This window comes from Amycolatopsis benzoatilytica AK 16/65 (assembly GCF_000383915.1).
Lineage (GTDB): Bacteria > Actinomycetota > Actinomycetes > Mycobacteriales > Pseudonocardiaceae > Amycolatopsis > Amycolatopsis benzoatilytica.
Genome location: NZ_KB912942.1, coordinates 5,190,589 through 5,203,637, shown reverse-complemented (window position 1 = coordinate 5,203,637; position 13,049 = coordinate 5,190,589). Strand labels below are relative to the sequence as shown.

Annotated in this window: 9 protein-coding genes; 5 read left to right on the top strand and 4 right to left on the bottom strand. The window is 67.7% G+C overall.

Annotation, left to right across the window (positions count from 1 at the left end):
• Positions 1 to 330 precede the first annotated feature (330 nt).
• Complete coding sequence (locus tag AMYBE_RS0123890) at positions 331 to 1,278, bottom strand: nucleoside hydrolase (RefSeq protein WP_020661917.1); 948 nt, start codon at positions 1,276 to 1,278, stop codon at positions 331 to 333.
• A gap of 52 nt (positions 1,279 to 1,330) precedes the next feature.
• Between AMYBE_RS0123890 and AMYBE_RS0123885 the strand changes: the two genes are divergently transcribed.
• Together AMYBE_RS0123885 and AMYBE_RS0123880 are read left to right on the top strand one after the other, a co-directional pair.
• Positions 1,331 to 2,086 (top strand): acyltransferase, encoded by a 756-nt coding sequence (locus AMYBE_RS0123885; protein WP_020661916.1) that lies wholly within the window; start codon positions 1,331 to 1,333, stop codon positions 2,084 to 2,086.
• Between the two features lie 183 nt (positions 2,087 to 2,269).
• Positions 2,270 to 2,614: a nuclear transport factor 2 family protein gene (locus AMYBE_RS0123880; RefSeq protein ID WP_020661915.1), complete on the top strand. Its 345-nt coding sequence runs from the start codon at positions 2,270 to 2,272 to the stop codon at positions 2,612 to 2,614.
• A 141-nt stretch (positions 2,615 to 2,755) separates the two neighbouring features.
• Here the strand turns inward: AMYBE_RS0123880 and ilvA are convergent, their stop codons facing one another.
• Entirely contained in the window at positions 2,756 to 4,012 is a 1,257-nt protein-coding gene (gene ilvA, locus AMYBE_RS0123875; RefSeq protein WP_020661914.1) for a threonine ammonia-lyase IlvA, read from the bottom strand.
• A 71-nt stretch (positions 4,013 to 4,083) separates the two neighbouring features.
• A complete protein-coding gene (locus tag AMYBE_RS0123870) occupies positions 4,084 to 5,508 on the bottom strand; it encodes a short-chain fatty acyl-CoA regulator family protein (RefSeq protein ID WP_020661913.1) in 1,425 nt (474 codons plus the stop codon).
• A 229-nt stretch (positions 5,509 to 5,737) separates the two neighbouring features.
• On the opposite strand from AMYBE_RS0123870, the gene aceA reads away from it, so the two are divergent.
• Together aceA and aceB are read left to right on the top strand one after the other, a co-directional pair.
• A complete protein-coding gene (gene aceA, locus AMYBE_RS0123865; RefSeq protein ID WP_020661912.1) occupies positions 5,738 to 7,027 on the top strand; it encodes an isocitrate lyase in 1,290 nt (429 codons plus the stop codon).
• A gap of 70 nt (positions 7,028 to 7,097) precedes the next feature.
• Positions 7,098 to 8,708 carry a malate synthase A gene (gene aceB / locus AMYBE_RS0123860; RefSeq protein ID WP_020661911.1) on the top strand — a complete coding sequence of 537 codons (1,611 nt, stop codon included), beginning with the start codon at positions 7,098 to 7,100 and terminating at the stop codon, positions 8,706 to 8,708.
• A gap of 536 nt (positions 8,709 to 9,244) precedes the next feature.
• On the opposite strand, the gene AMYBE_RS0123850 is transcribed toward aceB, so the two are convergent.
• On the bottom strand, positions 9,245 to 10,501 hold the full coding sequence (locus AMYBE_RS0123850) for a glycosyltransferase family 4 protein (protein ID WP_020661909.1): 1,257 nt from the start codon (positions 10,499 to 10,501) through the stop codon (positions 9,245 to 9,247).
• 535 nt (positions 10,502 to 11,036) lie between these two features.
• Here AMYBE_RS0123850 and AMYBE_RS0123845 point away from each other — a divergent pair.
• Positions 11,037 to 12,851 carry a glycoside hydrolase family 2 protein gene (locus AMYBE_RS0123845; protein WP_020661908.1) on the top strand — a complete coding sequence of 605 codons (1,815 nt, stop codon included), beginning with the start codon at positions 11,037 to 11,039 and terminating at the stop codon, positions 12,849 to 12,851.
• Positions 12,852 to 13,049 lie beyond the last annotated feature (198 nt).

Sequence of the window (13,049 nt, the reverse complement as noted above, 5' to 3'; positions counted from 1 at the left end):
ACAGCTCGCCGGCCTCTTCGCCGGTAAGCGACGACACACGCTCGCCCGTCACGTTGTCGCCGCCTACTAGCGACCCACGCTCGCCCTTCGCGGTTTCGCCGCTTACCGGCGACGCGCCCTCGGCTCCTGCGGCGTCGCCGTTTGCCGGCGACCCGCCCCCGTTGGCCAAGCTTTCGCCATCCGTCGGCGACACGCTGCCCGACGCTCCGCCGCTCGCGGCCGAGGAGCCGCCAGCCCCGTCGCCAATAGTCGGCAACGACTCGCCGCCGCCCCCCGAGCTGGCCCCGACCTGCGACTCGCCGTCAAACGGCGACCCCCCGACCGCCGCCATCACCGACCCCCGGCGAGTCTCGACAGCACGAACTCACGCAGCCCGTCCAGTTCCGTGTCGACCGCCACCTCGACCAGCCGTCCGGTCGGCGCCTTCGGCACCGCCCGCTGGTCGACGATCGTCATGCCGCGAGTCGGGCCGGGCGTCGAATCGACGTTGACCGGATGCGTCTCCGTGCGCAGGAGGCCCGGCCGGATCGCTTCGGCGACCGCCACCGCGTCGTGCATCACGATGCCTTCGTAGCCGAGCACCTGCCGATAGTGCGCGAGGTAGTCCGGCGTGAACCCGTTCAGCGCCTGCCCCACCGGCCCGGACGCGGCGAGTTTCGCCAGCCATTCGCCGTCGACGGCGCAGCGGTGGGTGAGGTCGAGAGGGACCATCACGCACGGGACGTCGTCCTCGACGATCACCCGTCGCGCCGCGTCCGGGTCGGCCCAGATGTTGAACTCGGCGACCGCGGTCGCGTTGCCACGGACGATCGCGCCGCCCATCAGGACGATCCGCGCGATCTTCGACCGCACGCCAGGGTGTGCCGCGAGCAGGGCGGCGATGTTCGTGAGCGGACCGATCGGAGCGATGGTCACCGGCTCGTCCGCGGCTTCGAGCAGCGAGACCATCAGGCTCACCGCGTCCGAGTCTTCAAGCGGACGGGTGGCCTCCGGCAGCGAACCGCCGCGTCCGGACAATCCGTCCGAACCGTGCACGGTGCTGGCTCGGTGCAGCTCGCGGTAAACAAGCGGCCGCGCGGCGCCTGCCGCGACCGGGACGTCCGGCCGGTCGCACAGCTGCAGCAACCGGCGCGCGTTGGACGTCGTGGTGGCCAGCGGCACGTTCCCGAAGACGGTCGTGACGCCCAGCAGGTCGACGTCCTCCGACCTCGCGGCCAGTGCGATCGCGAAAGCGTCATCGACCCCGGGATCGGTGTCGATGATCAGCTTGGTCCCCATCCTGCTCCCCTTGCCTGCGGCCGGCCGTCGTCGACAGGTTACGGTCAACGGTATGACGTCGATGTGGGGTGCGCCCGCGCTGTCGCGCGTACGCGCCTGGCGGCGGGCCCGTCGGGACCCGCACCAGGCGAAGTTCCTGACGGCTGACTCGCTGCGCTGGGTGCTGCGCAATCGCGCGTACACGCCGTGGTACCTCGTCCGGTACTACCGCCTGCTCAAATTCCGCATCGCGAACCCGCACATCATTCTCCGCGGGATGCTGTTCCTCGGCAAGAATGTAGAGATCCACTGCCGCCCCGGCTACGGCCGGATGGAGATCGGCCGCTGGGTACACATCGGGGACGGCAACGCGATCCGCTGTCACGAGGGGTCCCTTCGCATCGGTGACAAGTCGGTGTTCGGGCGGCAGAACGTGATCAACTGCTACCTCGACATCGAGCTCGGCGCGGCCACGCTCGTCGCCGACTGGGTCTACATCTGCGACTTCGACCACGTCACCGCCGACATCCACGTGCCGATCAAGGACCAGGGCATCGTGAAGTCGCCGGTCCGGATCGGACCGGACACCTGGCTCGGCACCAAGGTCAGCGTCCTCAAGGGCACCCGCATCGGCCGCGGCAGCGTGCTCGGCGCGCATGCGGTGGTGCGCGGTGACATCCCGGACTACTCGATCGCGGTCGGTTCACCTGCCCGGGTGGTCCGAAACCGTCAGGACGACTACGCCGCGGATGCGGCCCGCCGGGAAGCGGTCGCCGACATGGCGCGCAAGGCGAACAAAGCACTGCAGAAAACGCTCGGCGAAAGCTGACGCGGAACCGTTTGTCCCGAGGATTCTGGTGCGGTGCAGCGGAATCCGCGGCATCGGCGGGGTTTGCCGCTTAGGACGCTGGTCATCTGCCGTGGTCGTGCGAGTGGCAGTAATTGGCACTTCCCGCGCATTGGGTGCGAGCGGTTCAGAAAAACTGTTGGACCGCGTCGGTAGCGTCTCCCCATGAGCGATGCTTTGCACCAGCATGTCGCCGCGTTCAACAACCGGGATCTGCAAACCCTCCTCGACGGTTTCACCGACGACGCGGTCTGGATCACCGGTACCAGCGTCGCGCGCGGGCGCGCGGAACTGACTGACTTGTTCAGCGGTGCCATGGAACAGCTTCTCCCGACGCTGACCATCGAGAACGTCCTGGTGGACGGCGATCAAGCAGCAGCCCAGCTGACGGAACGGCTGACTCACAACGGTGACGACCTCGTGTTCGCCATCGCCGGGTTCTACCGGCTGGCAGGGGACCGGATCGCGTCGGCGAAGATCTACCGTGAAGGCACGGCCGAGCTGGAGTGACCAGGCGTTGCCGTTTTCTGGCGAAACTTGCTGACCTGCGGAAACGACTCGCCCTGAGGTGGCGAAGAAGCAGCGGGCTTTCGGTCGCCGGAGTGCGCTCGCCACGCTCGGCCAGGCCTGACTAATACTGTCTCGACCAGGTCAGAGCAGGAAATGGAACAACGGACTCCCCGGCTCCACCCGTTCCACCTGCAGCGGGCTCTTCTCCAGCCGTGCCAGCAAGCCCGGAAGGTCTGCCCGGCGCGGGATCTCGACGCCGATCAGTGCCGGCCCGATCTCCCGGTTGTTGCGCTTCACGTACTCGAACCGGGTGATGTCGTCCTCCGGCCCGAGGATCTCGTCAAGGAACCGGCGCAGCGAGCCGGGTTCCTGCGGGAAGCTGACGAGGAAGTAATGCTTCAGCCCCTCGTGCATCAGTGAACGCTCGAGGATCTCGCTGTAGCGGCTGACGTCGTTGTTGCCGCCGGACACGACACACACCACCGTCTGACCCGGCTCGACCTGCACGCTCGTCCCCAGCGCCGCAGCGGCGAGTGCGCCCGCGGGCTCGGCGATGATCCCGTCCGACTGGTACAACGCGAGCATTTCCGTGCACACCGCACCCTCGGCGATCGAGGTCAGTTCCGCGCCGCTGTCGCGGATCAACGGAAAGGTCACCTTCCCCGCCTCGCGCACCGCCGCACCGTCCACGAACGGGTCGACCGAGTCGATCCGCACCGGCGAGCCCGCTTCGAGCGCGGCCGCCATGCACATCGCGCCGGCCGGCTCTACGCCGACGACTCGGATCTCCGGGTGCCGCTCCCGGACCCAGGTCGCGATCCCGGCGAGCAATCCGCCGCCGCCGACCGGCACCACGATGACGTCCGGGACGAACCCGAGCTGCGAAACCACCTCAACGGCCACCGTGCCCTGACCGGCGACAGTGCGGACGTCATCGAACGCAGGCACGAGCGTCGCCCCCGTGCGCCGGGCGTCATCCTGAGCCGCCGCGAAGGCATCTTCGTACGTCTCGCCGACAACGATGACCTCGATGTGCGTCCCGCCGAGCGCCGCGATGCGCTCACGCTTCTGGCGAGGCGTAGTACCCGGCACGTAGACGCGGCCGTCTGCTCCAAGCCGACGGCACGCGTACGCGACACCTTGCGCGTGGTTGCCCGCGCTCGCGCACACGACGCCCCGCTCCCGCGTTGCAGCGTCGAGCTGCACGATGAAGTTGTACGCGCCTCGGATCTTGTACGAACGGACCGTCTGCTGGTCCTCGCGCTTGAGCCAGACGCGCGCGTCTACGCGCGACGAGAGCCGCGCGTTGGGTTCGAGAGGCGTCCGCGTGACCACGCCCGCGAGACGAGCGGCGGCCTGCTCGACCAGTTCTGCGTTCACCGTGTCGATGTCCTGCACTCGGGTGAATGTACTTCGCGCCCGGCGAACACGTCCGGGGCACTCGCGTCAACACATCTCATCGTTGCCGCTCACGTCTTCGGCACTGCCGGATACGGGACGAAGGTGCTGGTGTTTTCGTCCACGGTGAGCGGTTTGCCGATCGCCGGAAACGCGCGCTGCGAGCACGCCGGCCGGTCGCACACCTTGCAGCCCATGCCGATCGGCGTCGCGGCGGCAGGTTCGTCCAGGTCGAGACCCATCGAGTAGATCAGCCGGCCCGCGTGCCGCAGTTCACAGCCGAGGCCGACGGTGAACGTCTTGCCTGGGCTGCCGTAGCCGCCGATGTTGCGCGAAACGGTCCGCGCGACCCAGAAGTACCGCTTGCCGTCCGGGAGCGCCGCGATCTGGGTGAGGATCTTGCCTGGCGACGTGAACGCCTCGTAGATGTTCCACAACGGGCACGCCCCGCCGACGCGCGAGAAGTGGAAGCCTGCCGCTGACTGGCGCTTCGACATGTTCCCGGCACGGTCCACCCGCACGAACGAGAACGGGACTCCGCGCTGCTTCGGCCGCTGCAGCGTCGACAGTCGGTGGCATGCGGTTTCGAATCCAACGCCGAAGTGGTCGCACAACCGCTCGATGTCGTACCGGAACTCCTCCGCCGCGGCCAGGAACGGTCCGTACGGCAGGATCAGCGCGCCGGCGAAGTAGTTCGCCAGGCCGACCCGGGCGAGCGTCCGCGCCGCCGGGCCGGAAAACGCCCACGAATCGGCGAGTTCGGTGATCAGGTCGTCGTACTCGAGCAACGCGATCTGCGATGCCATCCGGAACGCCTGTTGCCCGACCCGCAAGCTCGGGGCCAGCCGCAGCATTCGCGTCGCCGGCTCGTACCGGTGCTGCTCGCCGGCGGATTCGTCGATGCCCTCGCTGGTCACCTCGACGCCATAGCGCTGCCACAACCGGTCCTTCAACGACCCGAGCACCGAACCGCGGCGAAGCGGGATCGACGCGGCCATCCGCTCGGCGCGTTCGTCCAACTCGGCGACGTAGTTCTCCCGCTCGTAGAAGAAGTCGCGGACCTCTTCGTGCGGCAGCGACGCGGCCGCGCTGCCGTGCAGGCCCAGACCGTTTTCCGTGGTCAGCGCGGCGGTGCTTTCGACCGCGTTGCGGTAGCTGCGGTGCAGCTTCACCAGCGCTTGCGCGATCGACGGCAGGTTGCTGGCCAGCTCGTTCAGTTCGGTCGTGGTCACGTCGACGCCCACGACCTCGTCCAGCAGCGCTTCCTTCACGTCGGCGACGAGCCGAGACGTGTCGTTGTTGGCGAAGAACTCCGTGTCGACGCCGAACGCCTGCGTGATCCGCAGCAGCACCGGCACGGTCAGCGGGCGCGAATTGTGCTCGATCTGGTTGAGGTAACTAGGTGAGATCTCGAGCACACGGGCCAGGTCGGCCTGGCTCATCGACCGGCTCTCGCGCAGATGCCGTAGCCGCGCTCCGGCGAAAGTTTTGTCCATGGGAGCTCCGTTCGGCCGGAAGGTTTCCGGGCCTGAACGATTACGTGAACGATCAAGCCCGCGAATTTTCGCTGTGGTTGCGAACCGTGGATTCGCAACCTTCGCAACATGCTAGGCGGCCTTCGCAGAAATTGGCAAATTGGAGGTGTAGACCCGGTTTTCCCGCTCGTGTCAGGGTCGTGACCAGGCAAGGCGAGCAATCGCAAACTTCGCAACACGGGAGAGTCCGATGACCGAGCAGGCCAATCAGCTCGAGCAGGCGGCGGCCGAGCTGGCCGAGCAGTGGAAGACCGACCCCCGCTGGGCGGGCGTCCAGCGGACCTACTCCGCCGCCGACGTGGTGAAGCTTCGCGGTTCGGTCGTCGAAGAGCACACCCTCGCGCGCCGCGGCGCCGAGAAGCTGTGGGAGCTGCTGCACAGCGAGGACTACGTCCACGCGCTGGGCGCGCTCACCGGCAACCAGGCCGTGCAGCAGGTGCGGGCCGGCCTCAAGGCCATCTACCTGTCCGGCTGGCAGGTCGCCGCCGACGCCAACCTGGCCGGCCAGACCTACCCGGACCAGAGCCTCTACCCGGCCAACTCGGTCCCGGCCGTGGTCCGCCGCATCAACAACGCGCTGAGCCGCGCGGACCAGATCAACTGGGCCGAGGGCAACGGCGACATCGACTGGTTCGCCCCGATCGTCGCCGACGCGGAAGCCGGCTTCGGCGGTCCGCTGAACGCGTTCGAGCTGATGAAGGGCATGATCGCGGCCGGTGCCGCGGGCGTGCACTGGGAAGACCAGCTCGCGTCCGAGAAGAAGTGCGGCCACCTCGGCGGCAAGGTCCTGATCCCGACCAAGCAGCACGAGCGCACTCTGAACGCCGCCCGCCTCGCCGCGGACGTGCTGAACGTGCCGAGCCTGGTCGTCGCCCGCACCGACGCACAGGCCGCGACCCTGCTGACCAGCGACGTCGACGAGCGTGACCGCAAGTACCTGACCGGCGGCCGTACCTCTGAGGGCTTCTACGAGGTCAGCAACGGCATCGAGCCGTGCATCGACCGCGGCCTGGCCTACGCGCAGTACGCCGACCTGCTGTGGATGGAAACCTCCACGCCGGACCTCGAGGTCGCCCGCAAGTACGCCGAGGCGATCAAGGCGCAGTACCCGGACCAGATGCTGGCCTACAACTGCTCGCCGTCGTTCAACTGGAAGAAGCACCTGGACGACGACACCATCGCGCGTTTCCAGCGCGAACTCGGCGCCATGGGCTACAAGTTCCAGTTCATCACGTTGGCCGGGTTCCACGCGCTGAACTACTCGATGTTCGACCTGGCGCACGGTTACGCCCGCGAGGGCATGACCGCCTACGTCGATCTGCAGGAGCGCGAGTTCGCTTCGGAGGAGCGCGGCTACACCGCGACGAAGCACCAGCGCGAGGTCGGCACCGGCTGGTTCGACCTGGTTTCCACCGCGCTGAACCCGGAGAGCTCGACCACCGCGCTCAAGGGTTCGACCGAAGAAGACCAGTTCCACTGACACACCTCGCGGGCCGGCGACTCCGGTCGCCGGCCCGCCCCTTCCCTTTCCCCCTTCGCGGAGGTACGAGATGGCTGACACGTTGAACACCCGCATCGAGGTCACCGGGCCCGTCGACGGCCGCTTCGCCGAGATCCTCACCCCGGCCGCACTGGACTTCGTAGCCAAGCTCGACAACACCTTCGCCGGACGCCGCCGCGAGCTCCTCGACGAGCGCCGCCGCCGCCGCGAACGTCTGCAGTCGGGTGAGGAGCACCTGGACTTCCTTCCGCAGACTCAGTCGATCCGAGCCGACGAGAGCTGGCACATCGCGCCCGCCGCGCCCGGTCTCGAGGACCGCCGCGTCGAAATCACCGGGCCGACCGACCGGAAGATGACCGTCAACGCGCTGAACTCCGGCGCGAAGGTCTGGCTGGCCGACTTCGAGGATGCGACGTCCCCGACCTGGCACAACGTCGTCGACGGGCAGCTGAACCTGTTCGACGCCATCCGCCGCAACATCGACTTCACGACCGAAGCAGGCAAGCGTTACGCGATCGGCGACGACCCGGCCACGATCGTCGCCCGCCCCCGCGGCTGGCACCTGGTGGAGAAGCACATCCGCATCGACGGCCGCCCGGTTTCGGCCAGCCTCGTGGACTTCGGCCTGTACTTCTTCCACAACGCACGCCAGCTCCTGGCGCGCGGCAGCGGCCCGTACTTCTACCTGCCGAAGCTGGAAAGCCACCTCGAAGCGCGGCTGTGGAACGACGTTTTCCTGCTGGCGCAGAGGGAACTCGGCATTCCGCGCGGCACCATCCGGGCGACCGTGCTGATCGAGACGATCACCGCGGCCTTCGAGATGGACGAGATCCTCTACGAACTGCGCGAGCACGCGGCCGGCCTGAACGCCGGACGCTGGGACTACATCTTCAGTGTCATCAAGAACTTCTCCGCCCACGGCGCCGATTTCGTTCTGCCGGACCGTGCCCAGGTGACGATGACGGTCCCGTTCATGCGCGCCTACACGGAATTGCTCGTCCGCACCTGCCACCGCCGCGGAGCGCACGCGATCGGCGGAATGGCCGCGTTCATCCCGAGCAAGGATCCGGTCACCAACGAGAACGCGCTGGAAAAGGTCCGCCAGGACAAGGAACGCGAAGCAGGCGACGGGTTCGACGGTTCCTGGGTCGCGCACCCCGGCCTGGTCCCGGTGTGCCGCGAGGTGTTCGACAACGTCCTCGGCGGCTGGCCGAACCAGCTCGGCAAGCTGCGCGATGACGTGACCGTCACCGCCGCGGACTTGCTCGACGTCGCGAGCGCCGGCGGCGAAGTGACCGAGGCGGGCGTGCGCGCGAACATCAACGTCGCCCTTCGCTACGTCGACTCCTGGCTGCGTGGCACCGGCGCTGCGGCGATCCACAACCTGATGGAAGACGCCGCGACGGCCGAAATCGCCCGCTGCCAGGTGTGGCAGTGGATCCGCAACGGCACGAAGCTCGAGGACGGCACCGCGCTGACTCATGAGCTTGCAGTCGAGTTCCTGGACGACGAGCTGGCGAAGGTCCGCGCGGACCTCGGCCCGTCGGCTCGCCTGGACGACGCCCGCGCGATCTTCACCGAGACCGCGCTCGGCGACAAACTGCCGAGCTTCCTCACGACGGGCGCCTATGCCCGCTACCTCACCGAGGCGGTGCGGTAACCCCAGTTCCGGTCGCCCGTGACCTGACCACAGGCGACCGGTTGCCCCGCACCACGTTTGGGATGGTGGCGGGGGACGGGTCCGGTGGCGGAGGCTCCCCGCCACCGGACCCGGGTCTTTCCCGAGCCCGCGCTTCTCCGTCGTCCACTTCAGGGCGGAGGGCGCGGGCTTCGGCCTTGTCGCGATCAGCGCAGATCACCGACGCGGTCTTGGCGAGCGCCTTCGACCGCGTCGCCGCCGACCCGGACTACCGGGACATTGTCGCAGCCGTCGACCCTCGCTGACACCTGCCGCCCGCGCTAAGCCGACCGCAGGCAGCGTCGGCCCGGCGATCGGTCATCGTCGTCAACTGGCGAAATCCGGGCGGCCGTGCAGATGACCCGATCAAGCACCCGCCGGTGCCATTCGCTGCGGACCGGCGAAGCTCTCCACCAGCCGCCTCGCAGCTCACGCTACAAACGGCGAGCAGGTGCTTCAGCCGCCCGACCAGATTCGCCACCAATCGGCAAAAACCCGAGCAATGCGCTGACCTGCGGCTACTGTACCTCGAACGCGTTCCCGGTAGCGATCTTCGGCCGCCCGAGCTCCACTGGTTCGCCCACCCGGGCCCGTCGGTAAACCTCGACGGTCGCCTCCGCGATCCGGCCCCAGTCGAAGTCCGCCGCGAGCCGGCCTTGGGCAGCCCGCGCACGTCGGGTCGCGGACGGGACGTCGTTCAACACTGTCGTCACCGCTTTGGTGAGCCCGGTGACGTCGCCAGGCGCGAACGCCAACCCGGTTTCCCCGTCGATGACGACCTCGCCGAGACCGCCTGCGGTCGATGCCACCAGCGGCGCTTTTGCGGCCGCTGCCTCGAGCGCGACGATTCCGAACGGCTCGTACCGGCTGGGCAGCACCACCGCGTCGGCCGCGGCCAGGAGCGCGCGCAAATCCCGGTCGGACAGGTGTCCGACGAAGTCGACTGCCCGGCGAATCCGCAGCTTGCGAGCCTGTGCTACGAGCTCGTCGTGATGTCGCCCTTTTCCGGCGACGACGACCCTTGTCCCCGGGAACTGCCGCCGGATCCGGGGCAGTGCGGCCAGCAGGTCCTGCACACCCTTTTCCCACTCGAGCCTGCCGAAGAACAACAGGAACGGAGCACCGTCCGGGCTGTGCTGGTCCCGCATCCGTTCGACTTCGCCAGACGACACCCGCCAACTGCGGCCTTCGATGCCGTTGTGGATCACCGCGACGTCGGCCGGATCGATTTCAAAGAGGTGCGCGACTTCTTTCCGCATCGCCTGGGAACAAGTGATCACCGCGTCGGAGCGGTTGGCCAGCCACCACTCCACCGAGTGCACCTGCTGGTTCAACGGATGCGACAGCCACCCCGAATGCCGGCCGGCCTCAGTCGCGTGGATCGTGCCGACGAGCGGAACCCGCGCCGCCTCCGCGACCGCGATGGCCGGGTGAGTGACCAGCCAGTCGTGGGCGTGCACCACATCGGGCTGCCAGGCGCGCAGGAGATCGTGCGCGGCCCGGATCATGGCGTGCCCCATCGCCAGCGTCCACGCGACGAGGTCGCGCTCGAAAGTGAGGTGCATCGGGTCCTCCGCCACGCGGATGACCCGGACTCCGTCGACGACCCGATCGCTGCGCGGATGCGTCGACGCGTCGGTCCCCGCGGTGTGCCGGCAGAGGACCACGACCTCGTGTCCCTGCTGGACGAGATGCCTAGCCAGCGCATGGACGTGCCGGGCCAGTCCGCCGATGACCACCGGCGGGTACTCCCAGGACAGCATCAGCACGCGCATGGCCCGAGGTTACTCGCCAGTCGCTTACCTTGGGCGGCCGCCCGAGCTGCCAGCTCGCAGCACCGCTGACGCTCGGCCAAAGACCGACTGCAGGTAGAAGAAACTGCTGGTCAGAGCGTTTTGCCGGAAAGTGGCGACGGCTTCTGCATGGTGAGTTCACCGTTGTCCGGCAGGACATCGGTGCTGGTCAACGGTCCGCCGACAGGGCTCTGCGATGGTGCGGCCGGCTGCCGCAGGCTCGGTGTGTTTGCCGCGCGTCGGCTAATGGCATCTCTCCGTCGCTCCTGGCTGGCTAACCACCGGCCCAAAGACTCCTGCCAGCCGGCTGGCCGTCAACAGACCTTCCGAAGTATTTGACGCCGAGCGCCAGATCGTCGGTCTCCGGCCACCGCCGGGTCATTCGTCATTGACAGGCGACCACGACGGCGACCCTACGAACGCGTCGCGGGGCACAGGCTCCACTGCGTCCGGCAGCGAACTAGCCGCCCCTAGCGACCGTGCCCTAGCGTGCAGTTCTCTGCCACCATGGACGGCGATGACTCAACCAGAGCCTGACTGGCGACGCGTCGAACCGCTGCTGACCACCCCGTGGACTGACCAAGTCGATCCCTCCGCGGTGCTGCCCGAGTACCCGAGACCTCAGTTCCGCCGACCGGATTGGCTTAACCTCAACGGCATCTGGGAGTACGCCGGCTGGCCGGCCTCGCCGACCGGGCCACGGCCGGTCGGCTACAACGAGCGCATTCTGGTTCCGTTCGCGCCGGAATCCGCGTTGTCCGGGATCGGCCGGCGTGACGAAGTCCTTTGGTACCGGCGGTTGTTCGAGATTCCGGATGGCTGGCACGGGCGACGAGTGTTGCTGCATCTCGGCGCAGTCGACCAGAAAGCCGAGGTGCGGGTCAACAACCAATCGGTGGTCACTCACGAGGGTGGGTACACCGCGTTCTCCGCGGACATCACCGATGCGCTCCGTGCATCCGGGCCGCAGGAAATCGCCATTCGCGCCGAGGACCGCACAGACATCGAGCCCTACCCGGTCGGCAAGCAACGTAACGAACCGGGCGGGATTTGCTACACGTCGATGTCGGGAATCTGGCAGAGCGTGTGGCTCGAACCGGTGCCCACGGACCGGATTTCCGCGCTCGAGATCTCCTCCGACTTGTCCGGCGTGACGGTGTTCCCGCAGGTTACGGGCGGAACTGAAGTGGAACTGGCGGTTTCGCCGCCAACTGGCGACGGCGTGGTGTGCGTCCGCGGCCCGGCCGGCGGACGGCTGCGGGCTGACCTTCCCGAGCCGCATCTGTGGACGCCGGACGATCCATTTCTTTACGACCTCACAGTGCGTCTGCTGAATGCGCACGGTGACGTCCTGGACGAGGTGGCCAGTTATTGCGGCCTGCGAACGGTAGAAATTGTCCCGGATGTCAACGGACAGTCGCGGATTGCGCTGAACGGTCGGGTCACCTTCCTGCACGGACCACTCGACCAGGGCTACTGGCCGGACGGCGGTTACACCGCGCCGACCGACGAGGCGCTCCGGTTCGACCTCGAGAAGACGAAAGAACTCGGGTTCAATCTGGTCCGAAAGCATGGCAAGGTCGAGCCCGCCCGCTGGTATTACTGGGCAGACCGGCTGGGTCTGGCGGTATGGCAGGACATGCCGTCGCTGGTCGTGTCGTTCGCAGGGCCGCCTGGGCACGCGCCGGATCCATTGCCCGAGGGCCAGCGGCGGTTCGAGGCGGAGCTGCGGGAACTGGTCGCTCAGCTGCGCAACGTCCCGTCGATCGTCGCGTGGGTGCCGTTCAACGAGGGCTGGGGAGAATTCGACACAGCCCGGATCGCAGCGCTCGTCAAAGAACTCGACCCGACGCGGCTGGTGGTCGCCAACAGCGGGGTGAACTGTTGTTTCTCCCGTCCGGACACCGGTGCCGGCGATATCTACGACGACCACACGTATGTCGGGCCGGGCGAACCGCACGACGGGGACAGTCGTGCACTGGTCGACGGCGAATATGGTGGCCTCGGACTGGTTCTCGACGACCACCGCTGGCCTGGTCCGCCCAACGCCTACGAAATGACGACGGATTCCGCGCATCTCACCCGCCGGTACGCAGAGGTCAGCGAACGCCTCGAACGGCTGGTTTCCGACCGCGGTCTCTCCGGCGCGATCTACACTCAGACGACGGATGTCGAAAATGAAGTGAACGGCCTCCTCACCTACGACCGGCGCGTCCAGAAGCTTGACTTCGTCGACGCCGCGAACCACAACCGAGCGGTGATCGTGCGGGGTTCGCATCCAGTGGTGAAGACCGTTGGCGAACCGCATAAAGATGCCGCACAGGGCGGCTGACCTGCGATTAGCCGCTGGATGGCGAGACTGTCACGAGACATCCGGTGCGGCGGAGGAGGCCGGTCCGGCGTTCATGGCGGTGGATTCGCCAGTAAACAGCGACGACTGCGCGGCAGCTGGAGACGGACCCGCGGCGACCGCCGGCTGCTTCTGGTGCCGCGCTCGCCGCAGGCGGTCACGAACCGTATCGCCGCTGAA